Source organism: Kribbella sp. (assembly GCF_035655035.1).
Classification (GTDB): Bacteria; Actinomycetota; Actinomycetes; order Propionibacteriales; family Kribbellaceae; genus Kribbella.
Genome location: NZ_DASRVN010000202.1, coordinates 1 through 15,053, shown reverse-complemented (window position 1 = coordinate 15,053; position 15,053 = coordinate 1). Strand labels below are relative to the sequence as shown.

The following is a 15,053-nucleotide window of genomic DNA, read 5'->3' as shown; positions in this document are numbered from 1 at the left end:
GGGTGGCCGCCGCCGAGGAAGCGGCCGGGGGTGCCGAGCAGCAGGGAGGTCAGCCGGACGTCGACGAAGCCGCGGACGTCGGCGGCGAGCTCGGCGCCGTACCCGATGTCGTCGACGACCGCGCGCGCCGTGGTCTGCAGGTCCGCGAGGGTCGGGTACGTCGTGGCGCCGCGACTGAGCGCGAGGTCCCAGCCGTACGACGTGTAGCACCGTGTCAAGGCCTGGCTCAGCACCTGTGGAAAAGGCTCGTGCGCTTCGAAGGCGGCGAGGAACAACGCGCGGACCAGGTCGAGATGTGTCTGGAGCGGGAAGCCGGCTTCGGGTTCGAGGGGGTTGAGGCTCAGCGGTACGGCGTCCGGGTCGCCGAGGCGGATCACCGCGACGGAGGAGTCGGCGCCGAGCCGGCCGGCCATCCCGGCGTACTCCGCCTTCGCCGGCTCGATCACCAGCCACGGGACCGAGGCCGCGCTGAGCCCTTCGAGCAGGTGCCGGATCGTCTGCGACTTGCCGGAACCGGTGGCGCCGGCGACGAACGCGTGCCGGTTGAGCGTGTCCCGCGAGACCGTCATCGGCGCTACCGCCCGGCCCGCGGTGTCGATCACGTCGCCGAGCGGGATCCCGTCCGCGGGAGTCTCCGGCGTCAGGTCGAACCGCACCTGCTCGACCGCCCGCACCCCGGCGATCTCCCGCATCGGCGGCCGCGCGACCGCCGCCAGCAACTCCCCCGTCGCCTCGAACCCCGTCGTGCCGGAGCGGAGAGAGTATGGCGTTTCGTGCAGGTCGGCCGTGCTCGAGAGGGTTTGGGCGACTGTGCGGGCGGTGGGTTCGTCTGCGGCGCCGGCGTGGATGCGGACTGTCCACAGGCCGCCTTGAGCCGCGGAGAAGTCGCGGTAGCGGGCGCGGTTGCGCTCCAGGTCGAGTGCGTCGCGACCGGAGATCTTCTCGCGGTCGAGTCCGATCGTCATCCGTAGATGCAGATCGTCGAGCAGTTCGCCCCGGTCCGGGATCGGCACCGCCTCGACCAGCCACGCGAACGGCGGCAGCGCTTCCGCGAGGTCCTCGAGCAGCCCGGCCGGCTCAACCTCGGCCTCGGGCAGCGCGGTGAGTACGTCGTGGACGCCGCCAACGGACACCCAGTACGGGAAGTCGACCGGCTCTGCCTCGACGATCCGCGCCCCGACCGGATAGTCCTCGACGGCGGTCCGCACCTCGAGAGGGCCGCCGATCGCAGTACGGGTCCAGCAGAAGCTGAACGGCTGCCCAGCCGCAGCCCGCAACGTCAACGCAGGCAGCAGCCCGCGGCGCAACGCGGTGAGCCGCTGGGCCGCATCCGCGTCCGGTCCGCCCGCCAGCGGAACCTCGACAACCCGCGACCGCGGAATCACCGCGCCTCCACCCGCAGCCCCGGCAGACCGCCCCAACGGATTCACAGCGCCCCGAGTCGTGGATCGCAGTCGCCGAGGCGTGGGCTCGCCGGGTCGAGCGGGTCGACCATCACGAACGCGGTCGGCGACAACCCCTGCAGCACGGTCGGCTCCATCGCGTACTCGTACGTGCGCTGGTACCCGCTCGACGTGCTCTCGTTCGTACCGCTCGACTCCGAGGTGGACGTCGACTCCGACCACGACGTACCGCCGGTGGTGGATTCGGAGTACTGCTCGCCGCTCGTCTTGGAGCCGTCCCGGTGCCGTCGGCTGAACAGCAACCCGAACGTCGCCTGCCTGCTGTCCGAGGTCTGTACGCCGATGGACTCGCTCGTCGACGCGCTGTTGCCACGGGTGGTGCTGTCGGAGGTGGACGTGGACGTGTTGGTCCCGTGCGAGTACGTGAACTGGCTGGCGACCAGCCGGTGCTGCCGCCCGATGAACGTCGCGGCCTGCTCGGCCTCCTTCGCGTTGCCGAGCCGCATGAACAGTACGGCGTCCCCGCCGCCGAGGACCTCGACCGCGCTGTCCCGCAGATGCGCGAACAGCAGCACCAGACGAAGCCCGTTCCGCCGGCAGATGCTGTCGAACCGCTCCAGCTCCGGTCGCGCGAACGCGTCCGCTCCGGCGATCACGACGATCCGCTCGCCGCGCCCGGACAGCTCACCGCGCTGGATCCGCACCATCGTGATCTGGAACAAGAGGTGTCGCAGCAACGAGGCGGTCAGCTCGGACTCACGGTGCGACAGCTCGAAGACCCGCAGCGAGACTTCTTCGCCGTCCCACCCGTCCATCGCGGCGTCACCGGTGACAGCTGCCAGCCGCTGCACCCCCGCCGCCAACCGGAACAGCCGCGCCTCGGCCGAACGCCTGGCGGACTCACTGAGCAGATCAGTCAGCCGTGCGTATTCGGAACGAGTCAGCAGCCCTCGCTGATCCGGCGTCAGCTGCCGCAGCAGGACCTGGAACGCCAAGTGCAGCCTCTTGAACGTCACAGGCGCGTCCGTCAGGCACTCGGCGATCTGCTGCACCAGTGTGGCGTCAACACCGCGTGACTCGCTCTGCTCGGGCTCTGCCGCACGCAGCCCTTCAGCCACCACCACACCGATCTCGTCAGTGCTCAGCTGAGCCAGTGGGTTCAGCGAGTGCTCCGGTACGACGGACGCGCGGATCGGTGCACCGTGTTCCTGGGCCAGGTGGCGCAGCGGCCCGAGCACGGTGTCCTGTGTGAGGTCAAGAACGACCAGCCGCCCGCCCGCGCTCATCAGCGAGCTACCCATCGCCAGCAACGCGGCACGCCAACCGGCAGCGGTACCGCCGTACAGGTCGACTCGCTCCTTCGTCACTGGGCCAACGGGAACCCACGGCCGTACTGCGTTGACCTGGAGCGACTTGGTGCGCTCCCGCTCGCGCAGGTCCTGCTGCCAAGCCTGCACGTCCCGCTCGAACCCGGCCATCGCGCTGACGCAGTCCGCCAGCCACAGCTGGTGTTCCTTCACGGTCGCTCGCCGCAGGAGCTCCGGCCGGCCCCAGCACAGCCAAGCGACGCCAAGCGCCACCAGCGCAGGCACCAACGCCAGCAACGGCTGTACGACAACACCGACCACGACTGTCGCCACCACAGCACCAGCCATCACCCACACCAGCACCGGGTGCAGCCGCTCAGCCGTAGCGCGTTTGCCCTCCAGCGCGGCAAGCGCCGACGGCGGCGGTACTGCGGGAACCGGAGGCTCGTGCTGCTCGACAACCACCACCTCACGGCCCCGGTACTCCCAACCCCACTGCTCGGCCTCGCGGGGCGCAACAGCCTCAGCCATGCGTGACACCGCCCAGCCGCTCCAGCACGACACCGCGCGCCAGCTCCGCGAGCGCCGTCTCCGCCTCTTTGATCGTCGCAGTGGCGCGGCTGACCGTGGTGTCCCGGTCTGCGTCGTCCGCGGTCGTGAACCGGCGCCGGCAGCCCGCGCAGTGGGTCGCGGACATGTCCGACCAGGACCCGCAGTACGAGCAACGGCGTGCCTTGAGCATGCTCTCGGCTGTGGACAACCGCTGGCGCTCCAGCAACGCCCGCTGCCAACGGAGCTGCGCCTGTGGCAGGTACTCGACCAGTTGCCGGTCGGTGAAGCTCTTGCCGCCGCCTGCCAGCACAGCGGCCGTCAGGCGGGCAGCAGCGTCCCGGTGGACCGCAGACGGCTTCCCGACTGCTCCGACCGTCACCAGCAACGGGAACCAGCCCAGCGTCTGCACCCGCAGGGCCGCGTTGCCCTTCGTCCAGCGCAGCGACATCGTGGAGCTCTCGTCGGGGTCCGCGATCCAGCCGGCCGGCCGCAGCGCCACCTCGAACAGCGCCCGCTGCGGATCGTCCAACGAGGCGTGCGGCAGCAGCAGGTGCGTGTACTGCCGACGCACGGGCTTCACCGCCACGCTGACCTCCCGAGAACGTGCGGTCTCCAGGTGGACCGCGCAAGGTAACTGTAGTTACCGCCTGTGCCTGTCGCAGCACGATCCCGTTGCCACTTGTGGCAAATCCCTTACCGCCGGCTCTGAGCTGAGTCCGATGCGGATTGCGGAGAGTCGCCTCACCCGCGCCTTCCTCGCAGGCCTTGAGGGGCGACCTGGAGCAGGCCGTCGATCTCGGACACGAAGGCCTCAAGGAGCGGCAGACCCATCCACGTCAACACGGTTGTCCACGAGCTGAGCCACGAATTGCAGAACCGCTACCCCGGCGAACGCTCGCCCTGGACTTCAGCGAGTCCCTCTGCAGGTCGATCAACAGCCGAGGAACACGCGCCGCGTTTCAGCGGCCGTTCGGCTCCGTGTCGTCCGATAGCTGCCTGCGCAGGTCATGCAACTCCTGGATAGCGTCGTTCACACCCTCGTGGTACGAGGCGATATCCTCTCTCATCTCCGGCTCGTTCTGAGGCTTCTGGCAGGACAACAACTCGTGCAGTACCAGCTCCTCAGCTCGGCTCCCGGCCGCGTTCAATCGGCCGGTCTTGGCCAGGAACCCCTCGCCCGGCTCGTCCGACCCGGCCAGCTCAGTTGTCAGGTTGATCACCTGGTCCTGCATCCGTTCGCCCAGATCCCGGAAGTACCCCTCCGGGTTCTCGACCTCGGCGTACCGAGTCGGCGGGTAGTCGCGGTAGTGCCCCGAGACGCCTGCTGATCTAACGCTATTCGGGCCTACCTGACTCCGGCATCGGAAGCGGCTCGCTCGGATAGAGCTCGTGCCACAGCCACGCCAAGAACTCATCGTCGGTATCCCAGTCGTCGTACGCCGCCGCGACATCGATCGCCCCTGCACGCAGGCCCGCACGGTCTCCCTCCAGCAACTGGGTCAGTTCTTTCTTGAAGGTCGCCATCTTGACGTCGTCCGGGCCAGCCTCGCGAGCCCATTGGACCAGCAACCCAAAGTTGTCGTTACGAATCTCCGGATGGTAATGCGCTTGCACGACGTTCAGAAAGGTGGCGAATGGCGCGTTCGGATCCGTCAGCCAATACATATCGATGTCAGACATAGTGGTTCCTTCTCGGATCACGATTCCGTCGACTGCTGCTTCGGTGGCTTGGGGTACAGGGTATTGACCTCGTATCGCTGCGCATCACGGTTGCTGGTGAAGGACACGATGATATTGCCACCGTCGAACGTGGGTATCCGTTCGGCCCGCGGCTCCGGGAAGTTCGTCAGGTCCTGTCCTTCGGCACGGGCCTTGACCCAGAGCTTCCGGGCCTTCTTGGCTTCAGACCAATCGCCCGCCAGGCGGAAACCAGAACATGACTCGTGGCCGTCGGGTCCCAGTAGATCGGCGATCGGAATCGCGATCTGGTTGGGCGCGCCGCCGCTTGTCCACGGCCCGGCGAGTACCTGACGGACGTCTGGATGTTTTACAGCGGCGGCGAAGGCGACCACGAATGCCTCGGGGTCGTCGATCCTGGTCGACTCCTGGGCACAGTAGTGCTGCTTGGACTCATCGAGGCCGTCGATGCTCAGTGCCCGCTTCACGGGGTCGGTCTGAGCCGGGTCCTCCAGACGGGCAACTCGGTCAGCGTGCAGTTGCTCAGTGCCCATAGGGCCGTGGCGGATGTGGGCGTGGCCGGTGCCTCGGTCGATGGCAACGAAGAGGCGTTGGACCTGTGGCGTGGAGTTGGCCGCCCCTTCGAGCCAGGGGCGTTCGTCCTTGTTGGCCGTGATGTACTCGGCAGCGCCTTGGTACTCCAGCACCCGTCGCACGTCGGGGTCCATCGCGTCGACGACCTGAGGGCTGAGGGTCTTGGCGGATTCGGGGAGCGCGCCAGGTGGGAGTGCGGCTTCGGTAGGTTCCCAGTTCTTGTCGTGCTCGGTGACCAGTTGGGCGTACCGGGATGTATCCGTCGGCCGAGGGCTGTCGACTTCGCTCGCGATCTCGGCCGCACCCAGGTCACCTGCCGCCTCGCTCGGATGCGTAGCCCGCCCGGCACCCGACTCGGACTCGGAGACTCTCGGGTTCACTTGCTCGTACTGGTCAGGCCCTGAGTCCTGGTCGAGGCTCTCGATGGCGTCGCCTGTGCCCGGGCTGTCGGCCCGGTCGCCCGCTTGGTCGAGGCGTACGGGTGGGGAGTCGTGGCCGGACTGGTCTCGGCCTCCGTCAACTTTGTCCGCGGTACGGTCGTCGGTTTGGCTGGCGGTCTGGTCGGCGGACGCGTTTGCCGGCTGGTCCGCGGGCTGGTTCCGAGGAGGTTCAGCCTGGGCCGGCTCGGCGTCGGCCGCTTGAACCGCGTCCTGATCCGGGGTGTGCCGTTGCTTCTCGACAGCAGATTGCTCCGGTGGTGCCAGCTCGGTCATCTCAGCATCGGCGGCGGAGCGGTCGTCGGACTGCTCGTCGACCCCCCAGCCGAGGCGCGTGAAGGTGGGGTCTCGGAGCATCTTCTCGCGCAGGCTCGCAGGCAGCCGGTCAGAAGGATCCCGGACGATCGAGGTGGAGTCGTTGGACGGCCCGGTGATTCCAGGCTGCTCTGCACCATCTCGGGTTCGCTCGTCCGTGGAACGTCCGCCATCATCGGGCGACCCCGCTGTGGACCGCTCTCCCACATCTTGCCCACGATCACCCCACCGGCCCTTATCGGGCTCGACCGAGGTGGCCGGCTGCTCCTCCACGCGCCGATCGTCGGAGTCGGTGACGTCCCGCCGACCGCTGACATCGAGGCTCGGCCGGGTTTCACGCGCAGCCGGCTCAGCGGGCGCGGGATGCCGCTCAGAGGCGTCATTCGGCTCGGTAGGTTCGGGTCTGCGTGGCCGGTCCATACTCCCCCGTCCCCGCTGCGCAGTGCGACCATCGGCGCGCCTGGAGCAGGCGCTCGGCCGTAGACAACCGTTGACGGTTCAGCACCACGCACTGCCGGCGCACAAGCCCCACTGCCGCTCCACCCTCCCAGGCGAGAACCGCGGTCTCCGACCGGACCGCGGAAGGTAACTGTAGTTACCGCCTGTGCCTGTCGCAGCACGATCCCGTTGCCACTTGTGGAAAACTCGCGCCGCAAGGCGGACTGACTGCGACGAGGTCTTGACCGGGAGTGATCGGCGGGAGACGATTCCGGCCGGGCGCGGGCTGACAACCTTGTCATCGGGGCCGCGTACCCACACCGGCGGACGGGGTCGCGCCGGTCCGGCCGTGCTAGGAGCGTAGATGGATCTCCGCCGCCCATTGGGTCTCGTCACGTCTCTCGCGCTGGTTGTGACAATGTCTGTTGCCATGACGCCAGCGCATGCCGCCTCACCGACTGCGTCCGAGCAGCCGGTGGTCAGCGGTTCGTCGTACTTCACCTCGTTCGAGCCCGGGCAGCCACAGCCCGGCTACACCGACGCCGTGGAGACCGGTCCGGACGGGAAACCGCGGACCGACGGTGTCCGCGGGCCGACGCCGACCGGGATCGGCGGCAGTCAGATGGACAAGGTCACCAAGGTGACCGCGAGCGGCGAGAACACCGGTGGCGGCGAGATCGCCACCAACGCCGCCGACGGTGACAAGTTCACCAAGTGGCTGGTGTTCCAGCCGACCGGCTGGCTGGTCTACCAGACCTCGGCTCCCGTGGTGATCAAGAAGTACGCACTGACCTCGGCGAACGACGCCGACGGCCGTGACCCGAAGAACTGGACCGTGTCCGGTTCGAACGACGGCACCACCTGGACCACGCTGGACACGCAGACGAACCAGAACTTCGAGAGCCGGTTCCAGACCAAGGAGTACAGCTTCGCCAACGACACGGCGTACACGTACTTCAAGCTCGACGTCACGCTGAACCACGGCGAGAACATCGTCCAGCTCGCCGACTGGTACCTCTCGAACGGCGACCCGCTGCCGCCGCCCGGCCCGGTCGCCGAGTCCCGCCTGGACTCCGGCCCGACCAGCGCCTACAACGCCCGCGCCCGGGTCGGCTTCACCGGCGTGAAGTCCTTCCGGTACGCCGGCCACCAGGACGCGACGGGTCGCGGGTACACGTGGAACAAGATCTCCGACGTCGACCTCAAGGTCGGCAAGGACACCCGGCTGTCGTACAAGATCTTCCCCGAGCACATCGAGGGCGATCTCAGCTACCCGAGTACGTACGCCGCTCTGGACCTGGCGTTCGACGACGGGACGTACCTGAGCGACCTGAAGGCGAAGGACCACCACGGGTTCGAGCTGAGCCCGCGCGGCCAGGGCGACTCCAAGGCGCTGTACACGAACCAGTGGAACAACGTCGAGGCCGACCTCGGAAAGGTTGCCGCCGGCAAGACGATCAAGCGGATCCTGATCGGCTACGACAAGCCGACCGGGCCGGCCGACTTCCGCGGCTGGGTCGACGACATCCGGATCGCCGCCGCGGTCAACCCGGACCGTGCGGCCCAGAAGACCGCGGCCAAGCACCCGTCGGACCTCGCGCTCACCACCCGCGGTACGAACGCGACCGGCGGGTTCTCGCGGGGCAACAACTTCCCGGCGACCGCCGTACCGCACGGCTTCAACTTCTGGACGCCGGTCACGAACGCCGGTTCCACGTCCTGGCTGTACGACTATGCCAAGGGCAACAACGAGGCCAACCGGCCGACCATGCAGGCGTTGTCGATCAGCCACGAGCCGAGCCCGTGGATGGGTGACCGGCAGACGTTCCAGGTGATGCCGTCGACGGCGGACACGCCGACCGCGGACCGCAAGGCACGCGCCTGGTCGTTCAGCCACGACAACGAGATCGCCCGTCCGTACTACTACGGCGTCACGTTCGACAACGGCAACGCGGCCGAGATCGCGCCGACCGACCACGCCGCGATGCTGCGGTTCAGCTTCCCGGCCGGCAAGGCGTCGCTGGTCTTCGACAACGTCAACAACAGCGGCGGCCTGACCCTCGACCCGACGACCGGCGTGGTCACGGGATACTCCGACATCAAGAGCGGGTTGTCCACAGGGGCCGGCCGGCTCTTCGTGTACGGCGTGGTCGACCAGAAGGTACTTGCCTCGGGCAAGCTGTCGGACGGCGGCGGCGCGAACGTCGGCGGGTACTTCATGTTCGACGCGAAGACCACCCAGGTGCAACTCCGGATCGCCACCTCGCTGATCGGCACCGAGCAGGCTCGCAAGAACCTCGAGCTGGAGCTCCCGGCGGGCTCGAAGTTCAGCAAGGTGAAGGACGCTGCCCAGGCCGCCTGGGACTCCAAGCTGAGCACGATCGAGGTCGAAGGCGCCACCGCTGACCAGCTGACCTCGCTGTACTCGAACCTCTACCGTCTGTTCCTCTACCCGAACAACGGCTCCGAGAACACGGGTACCGCCGCCAAGCCGGTGATCAGCTACGCGTCGCCGACCTCCCCGAAGGTGGGTACCGACACCCCGACGGAGACCGGTTCGAAGATCGTTTCCGGCCAGACGTATGTCAACAACGGCTTCTGGGACACCTATCGCACGGTGTGGCCGGCGTACTCGCTGTTCTCCCAGGACGACGCGGCCGCGCTGGTCAACGGGTTCGTCCAGCAGTACAAGGACGGCGGCTGGATCTCCCGCTGGTCCTCCCCCGGCTACGCGAACCTGATGGTCGGTACGTCGTCCGACGTCGCCTTCGCGGACGCGTACCTCAAGGGGATCAAGGGCATCGACGTCCAGGACATGTACGACGCCGCGGTCAAGAACGCGTCCGTCGTACCGCCGTCGCAGAACGTCGGCCGCAAGGGCATGGACCTGTCCACGTTCAACGGCTACACCGCCAACACCACCGGTGAGGGCTTCAGCTGGTCGATGGACGGCTACATCAACGACTTCGGGATCGCGAACCTGTCGAAGGCGTTGTACGACAAGGCGAAGAAGAACGACCCGCGCAAACAGGAGTACCTGGACAACTACAAGTACTTCCTGAACCGGGCCCGAAACTACGTCACGCTGTTCGACCCGGCGATCGGGTTCTTCCAGGGTAAGGATCCCAACGGTGTCTGGGGCAACTCGCCCAGCACCTTCGACCCGCGCGACTGGGGCCACGACTACACCGAGACGAACGCGTGGAACATGGCGTTCTCGACACCCCAGGACGGGGCCGGCCTGGCCGCGATCTACGGCGGCCGGGACGGGCTGGCGAAGAAGCTCGACGAGTTCTTCAGCACGCCCGAGGACGCCCTGCACACCGGCGGGTACGGCGGCACGATCCACGAGATGCTCGAGGCCCGTGACGTCCGGATGGGTCAGTACGGCCACAGCAACCAGCCGTCGCACCACATCACCTACATGTACGACGTCGCCGGGCAGCCGTGGAAGACGCAGGCTCTCGTCCGTGAGGTGCTGTCCCGGTTGTACACCGGCTCCGAGATCGGCCAGGGGTACCCGGGCGACGAGGACAACGGCGAGATGTCGTCGTGGTACCTGTTCAGCGCGCTCGGGTTCTACCCGTTGCAGGTCGGCTCGCCGACGTACGCGATCGGCTCGCCGCTGTTCACCAAGGCGACGATCCGGCTGGCCGGCGGCAAGAAGCTGGTCGTCAGCGCTCCGCAGAACTCGTCGAAGAACATTTATGTGAAGAGCGTTCGCGTGAACGGCAAGCCGTGGACATCGACGGCGCTGCCGCACGACCTGATCGCGAACGGCGGCAAGATCGAGTTCGAGATGACCGACCAGCCGACCAAGTGGGGCACCGGCCGGAACGACGCCCCGCCGTCGATCACCAAGCCGGGCGAGGACCCGATGACCTGGCGGGACTCCACCTCCGACACCGGCGCGGTGATCGGCGCGGGCGGTACCGACGTGTCGAAGCTGATCGACAACGACTCGAAGACGCAGGTCACCCTGACCGGCGCCCAGCCGACCGTCACGGTCGCCCTTCCACAGGGCCGTCCGGTCGGCATGTACACGCTGACCAGCGGCACCACCGGTACGGCGCCGTCCGCCTGGACGCTGGAGGGCTCGAACGACGGTACGACGTGGACGACCGTGGACCGCCGTACCGGCGAATCGTGGGCGTGGGCGTCGTACACGAGATCCTTCAGCGTCGCCGCACCGAAGGCCTACACGCAGTACCGCCTGGTCTTCGCTCCGGCGGCTGACGGCGTCACGCTCGCCGAAATAGAACTCCTCGGCACCCTGAAGGGCGTCGAGCCCGGCACCCACCCGAGCGACAAACGAGCCGCCGCCAAGCCGAGCCCGACACCATCCCAGCCGATCGACCGCAACTGGGGCTGACAGCTCCCCGCTGGTTCCTGCTGCTACTTGTAGTGGCAGGAACCAGCGAACCTCAGCAAGGTCGCCTCGTTCCAGCCGAGGTTGTACGCATTGTTCGCAACCGCGATCAAGTGCGTCGTCGTCCCCTGGCGAACATGGACCTCACGGAGGCCGTTCCGTTTGGTACCCAGTGAGATGACCGCTTCCTTCTGTCCGGCCCGCACCTTCGGCAGCTTCGTCCACGCTGCCGTGTACTTGTCAGCGGTCAAGCCCTCGCCGTTGTCGGTCATCTCCACCTGCCGCACCACCATTGTGTAGCTGGGGTCGTGGTACTGCTTCGGATTCCGCAGGTTCGGGTCGTAGAGCTCCTGCTGCTCCCAGCCGGCTTCCGTGCGGACCCGAACCGCCCAACCCGTCGGAATCAGGTCGCAGGTGATCTTCTTGCCCGGGAAGGGCTTGCTGTTCGCGACAAGCGTCACAGGAGTCGAGGGCACCGGTGGCGGCGGCCTGTGATCGTTGGGGTCACCGCCCGGCACAACGATCCGCTGGGTCGGTGTCACGGCAGGCTTCGAGGCCGTGACGGACGGCGTCGGCCGCGCCGCCGGGGCAATCGTGTCGTGCGCGGTAACGGCCGGTAGCACCGCCCATCCCACCCCGGCCACGAGCCCGGTGGCGACGGCGGCGCCTGCGATGCCGGTGATGCGGCGGCGGTGCAGGGCGCGGCGGCCGCGGGTGAGGTCGGTGGCGAGGTCGGTGTCGGTGACGGCGGGCTCGGGGCCGGCGGCGTCGTCGAGGAGTTGCTTGAGGTCGGTCATCGCAGGGTCTCCAGGGTCTCGAGGGGCTCGTTCAGGAGATCGCGCATCGTTGCCAAGGCCCGCGAGGTCTGGGACTTCACGGTGCCTTCCGAGCAGCCCATCAGCTCGGCGGTGGTGTGGACGTCGAAGTCGCGGAAGTACCGCAGTACGACGACGGCGTGCTGCCGGCGCGGGAGCTTCGCGAGGGCTCCCAGGACGGTCAGCCGGTCCGCCGGATCCGGGCCGGCGGCCGGCGCCGGGTCGTCCAGCTGCTCGGTGGTCGCCTCCCGCCGGCGCCACATCCGGCGGCGCTCGTCGAGGAAGCTGTTCACCAGGATCCGGTCGGCGTACCGCGCCGCGCCGTCCTCCCGGCGTACCTTCGCCCAGTGCACGTACAGCTTCGTCAGCGCGACCTGCACCAGGTCTTCGGCCCAGTGCGCGTCGCCCGAGGTCAGCAGCCGGGCGGTCCGCAGCATCCGGCCACGGTGCACGGTCGCGTACTCGAGGAACTCCGCATCGCGGTCGCTCACGGGTCGGCCCTCCCTTGTCGGTGATCTCCACCCTGCAACTACTGGGTGAGCCACCGTGGAGGTTGCATTCACGACACGAGGGCGACGGCTGCCGGCCATCGCCCTCGGTACGGACTACCCGGCGGAGCCTGCCCCTGAGAGGTTCCGCCGGAACTTAAGGAGGGGTGGCGGTCCCCGCCCGGACTGCCACCCCTTCACCCATACCGACGCTCGAACCCTCCCAAGGGTTGCCTCCTCCGAAAACTGTCCACATGCCGGACAGAACCCCTCAGCCGGACCAGCGGCCGGTGAAGAAGGCGGCTGCCCAGACGGCGGCCAGTGGTATTGCCAGCGTTAGGTACAGGCGGCCCAGCCATGGTTTTCGCTTGACCAGGACCGCCAGGCCGATCCACAGCGGCCACAGGAGCAGGGTGGCCCGGGTGAGCGAGAAGACCCAGTACGACGTACAGAACGCGCCTAGCGTGGCTGCCACCCACGCGGACTCGCCCCAGGACCGCCGCCAGAGCAGCCAGACCAGGAGCACCAGGCAGACCAGTAGGGCGACCAGCTCGGCCCGGAACATCCAGGTCCAGTCAGTGCGGTCCGCAGGGAACCTGCCCTTCGTCGCAGCCTCCACCGTGTGCTGCAGCGACGTCCACGGCCAGGTGAACTTGCGGGGCCAGCCCTTCTCCTGCGCCTCGTGCCACGCGAACCAGGACCCGTGAATCTGCTTCAGGTACGCCATGAAACCCAGCACCGGTACGAGAGGGAGCGCCAGCCACGGCAGCGACAACCAGTCCCGCTTCTTCGAGGTCAGGAACTCGACACCGAGCGCGAAGATCAGGAACAACCCGGACACCCGTACGGTCGACGCCAGCGCGACGAAGACCGCCGCCCGCGCCCACCGCCCCTGCCGCGCCGCCAGCCAGGCGGGAAACGCGAACGCGCAGAACAGCGACTCGGTGTACCCGGCCGCGAGGAACACCCCGACCGGCGCGCCGTACCAGACCATCGCCGCGTTCGGCCCGAACCCCTTCAGCTCCGGAAACTCGTACTCCGCCAGCCGCGCGAGGTACACACCCGCGACCGCACTCGCCACGGCCGAGACCACGATGCCCGAGGCAACGTAACCGATACCGGTGTACGCGACGATGTGCACCAGCAACGGGAAACCCGGAAAGAACGCCGCCAGCGGCGCACCGGACGGCTCACCGTGGTTGTACCCGTACTGGGCGACCGCGTTCAGATGCCAGACGTCCCACTGCAGCCAGGCCCGCCAGACGTTCGGGTAGTCGGTACCGCGGTTGAACAGCAGCGGCGCCGACACCGACAGGACGAACAGCGCCACCCGGCTGACCAGCCACCACCCGAGCACCTCCCGCCCGAGCGCCGACGGCCTCCACCGCTGCCACCACACCCCATCCGCCCGGGCCCGCCGAGCCCGCCCCGGCCGAGCCTCGCCGGCAGCCGCACGCTCAAACACGCCGCCACCACCGCACACCACACTCCGCCCGAGTCACGCCCCTATCGTCCCCCATCCGAGTTCCAGCTGCCCGGAGGACCTCGAGGGGCTACTGACCCCCGGCGCCAGGTGTGCTGGTCGGCTTGGTCGATCCGCCACCGGTCGGCAACGGGATCACCGGTGTGTTCGTCGGTTGGGTCGGCTTGGTCTTGGTCGGCTTGGTCTTCGTCGGCGTGTTCGGCGGCGGAGTGCTCGGCGGGGGTGTACTCGGGGGCGGCGTACTCGGAGGCGGTGTGCTCGGCGCCGGGGTGTTGGTCGGCGTATTCGTCGGCGTGTTGGTCGGCGGCGTGTACGTCGGGGTGGTGGTGTCCTTGATCTGGTCCTGGTTGGGATCCGGGAAGGACGCCTCGGGCTCGCCTTCGAGGGCGGGCTTCATGAACGCCAGCCAGGTCTGCAGCGGCCAGTTGCCGCCGAAGAACGCCTTGTCGCTGGAGTACGGGTCGAGGTTGCTCTCACCGGTCTTGCCGGCCCGGTAGACCACCGCCGTCGAGAGCTGTGGGGTATAGCCGGTCCACCACGAGGTCAGCGTCGCGGAGCCCTGCATACAGCCGCCACAGGCCTTGTCCTTCGCACGGTCCTCGACGGCCACGCCACCCGCCGTACCGGTCTTGCCGGCCACCGGGCGGCCCAGATCCTTGGCGCCGGTACCGGTGCCGTTGGTCACGACGTCCTGGAGCGCGTAGTTGACCGTCCGGGCGATGTCCTGCGGGAACGCCTGCTTCTTGTACTTGTCGAGGCTCTTGTCCGCGAACAGCACCTTGCCGTCAGGTCCCTTGACCTCGGCGATGACGTGCAGCGGCGCATACAGGCCGTCGGCCGCGAACGTCGCGTACGCCTCGGCCATGTCGACGGCGGACGCGAACGGGTCCGGACCGAGCACGGTGGCCGGGTTCTGCCGACCGTCCTCGAGGTACTTCGTCCTCGGGATGCCGGCGGCCTCCGCGGCATTGACGACCTTGTTCGGACCGTCCTGCATCTTGTTGTCGACCAGGTCGTAGAAGGCGGTGTTGATCGACTGCTCAGTAGCCTTGAGCAACGTGACGTCGCCGTAGTCCCGGTTGAACTCGTTGCCGAGCTTGAGGCCCTGGATCCTGATCGGGCTGTCACCTTGGAAGATGTCGTAGAGGCTCTTGCCGTCCTCCAGCGCCGCAGCC

11 protein-coding genes are annotated in these 15,053 nt (G+C 68.0%); 1 reads left to right on the top strand and 10 read right to left on the bottom strand.

Going from position 1 to position 15,053, the window contains the following annotated elements; genetic code table 11:
- The 6 genes from VFF46_RS11890 to VFF46_RS11865 all read right to left on the bottom strand — a co-directional run.
- Positions 1-1,385 (bottom strand): helicase HerA-like domain-containing protein (locus tag VFF46_RS11890; RefSeq protein WP_325037148.1); only part of this gene is annotated, 1,385 nt, incomplete at its 3' end.
- A 41-nt stretch (positions 1,386-1,426) separates the two neighbouring features.
- Positions 1,427-3,241 (bottom strand): hypothetical protein, encoded by a 1,815-nt coding sequence (locus tag VFF46_RS11885; protein ID WP_325037147.1) that lies wholly within the window; start codon positions 3,239-3,241, stop codon positions 1,427-1,429.
- Positions 3,234-3,848 (bottom strand): hypothetical protein, encoded by a 615-nt coding sequence (locus VFF46_RS11880; protein WP_325037146.1) that lies wholly within the window; start codon positions 3,846-3,848, stop codon positions 3,234-3,236. Before VFF46_RS11880 ends, VFF46_RS11885 begins: the two co-directional genes overlap by 8 nt.
- 373 nt (positions 3,849-4,221) lie before the next feature.
- On the bottom strand, positions 4,222-4,494 hold the full coding sequence (locus tag VFF46_RS11875) for a hypothetical protein (protein ID WP_325037145.1): 273 nt from the start codon (positions 4,492-4,494) through the stop codon (positions 4,222-4,224).
- Between the two features lie 103 nt (positions 4,495-4,597).
- Positions 4,598-4,942, bottom strand: a complete 345-nt coding sequence (locus tag VFF46_RS11870) for a hypothetical protein (protein ID WP_325037144.1) — start codon at positions 4,940-4,942, stop codon at positions 4,598-4,600.
- A 17-nt stretch (positions 4,943-4,959) separates the two neighbouring features.
- Positions 4,960-6,558: a hypothetical protein gene (locus VFF46_RS11865; RefSeq protein ID WP_325037143.1), complete on the bottom strand. Its 1,599-nt coding sequence runs from the start codon at positions 6,556-6,558 to the stop codon at positions 4,960-4,962.
- A gap of 595 nt (positions 6,559-7,153) precedes the next feature.
- On the opposite strand from VFF46_RS11865, the gene VFF46_RS11860 reads away from it, so the two are divergent.
- Positions 7,154-11,095, top strand: a complete 3,942-nt coding sequence (locus VFF46_RS11860; protein WP_325037142.1) for a GH92 family glycosyl hydrolase — start codon at positions 7,154-7,156, stop codon at positions 11,093-11,095.
- A 23-nt stretch (positions 11,096-11,118) separates the two neighbouring features.
- Here the strand turns inward: VFF46_RS11860 and VFF46_RS11855 are convergent, their stop codons facing one another.
- The 4 genes from VFF46_RS11855 to VFF46_RS11840 all read right to left on the bottom strand — a co-directional run.
- Positions 11,119-11,889, bottom strand: coding sequence for a hypothetical protein (locus VFF46_RS11855; protein ID WP_325037141.1), 771 nt, complete (start codon positions 11,887-11,889; stop codon positions 11,119-11,121).
- Entirely contained in the window at positions 11,886-12,398 is a 513-nt protein-coding gene (locus VFF46_RS11850; RefSeq protein WP_325037140.1) for a SigE family RNA polymerase sigma factor, read from the bottom strand. The genes VFF46_RS11855 and VFF46_RS11850 overlap by 4 nt, the downstream gene beginning before the upstream one ends.
- A gap of 268 nt (positions 12,399-12,666) precedes the next feature.
- Complete coding sequence (locus VFF46_RS11845) at positions 12,667-13,860, bottom strand: mannosyltransferase family protein (RefSeq protein WP_325037139.1); 1,194 nt, start codon at positions 13,858-13,860, stop codon at positions 12,667-12,669.
- Between the two features lie 88 nt (positions 13,861-13,948).
- On the bottom strand, positions 13,949-15,053 hold a 1,105-nt coding region (locus VFF46_RS11840), incomplete at its 5' end, for a penicillin-binding transpeptidase domain-containing protein (RefSeq protein WP_325037138.1).

Coding starts and splice junctions, on each gene's coding strand:
- VFF46_RS11855 (WP_325037141.1), bottom strand. CDS start 11,889: ATGACCGACCTCAAGCAACTCCTCGACGACGCCGCCGGCCCCGAGCCC.
- VFF46_RS11870 (WP_325037144.1), bottom strand. CDS start 4,942: ATGTCTGACATCGATATGTATTGGCTGACGGATCCGAACGCGCCATTC.
- VFF46_RS11875 (WP_325037145.1), bottom strand. CDS start 4,494: ATGCAGGACCAGGTGATCAACCTGACAACTGAGCTGGCCGGGTCGGAC.
- VFF46_RS11860 (WP_325037142.1), top strand. CDS start 7,154: ATGACGCCAGCGCATGCCGCCTCACCGACTGCGTCCGAGCAGCCGGTG.
- VFF46_RS11885 (WP_325037147.1), bottom strand. CDS start 3,241: ATGGCTGAGGCTGTTGCGCCCCGCGAGGCCGAGCAGTGGGGTTGGGAG.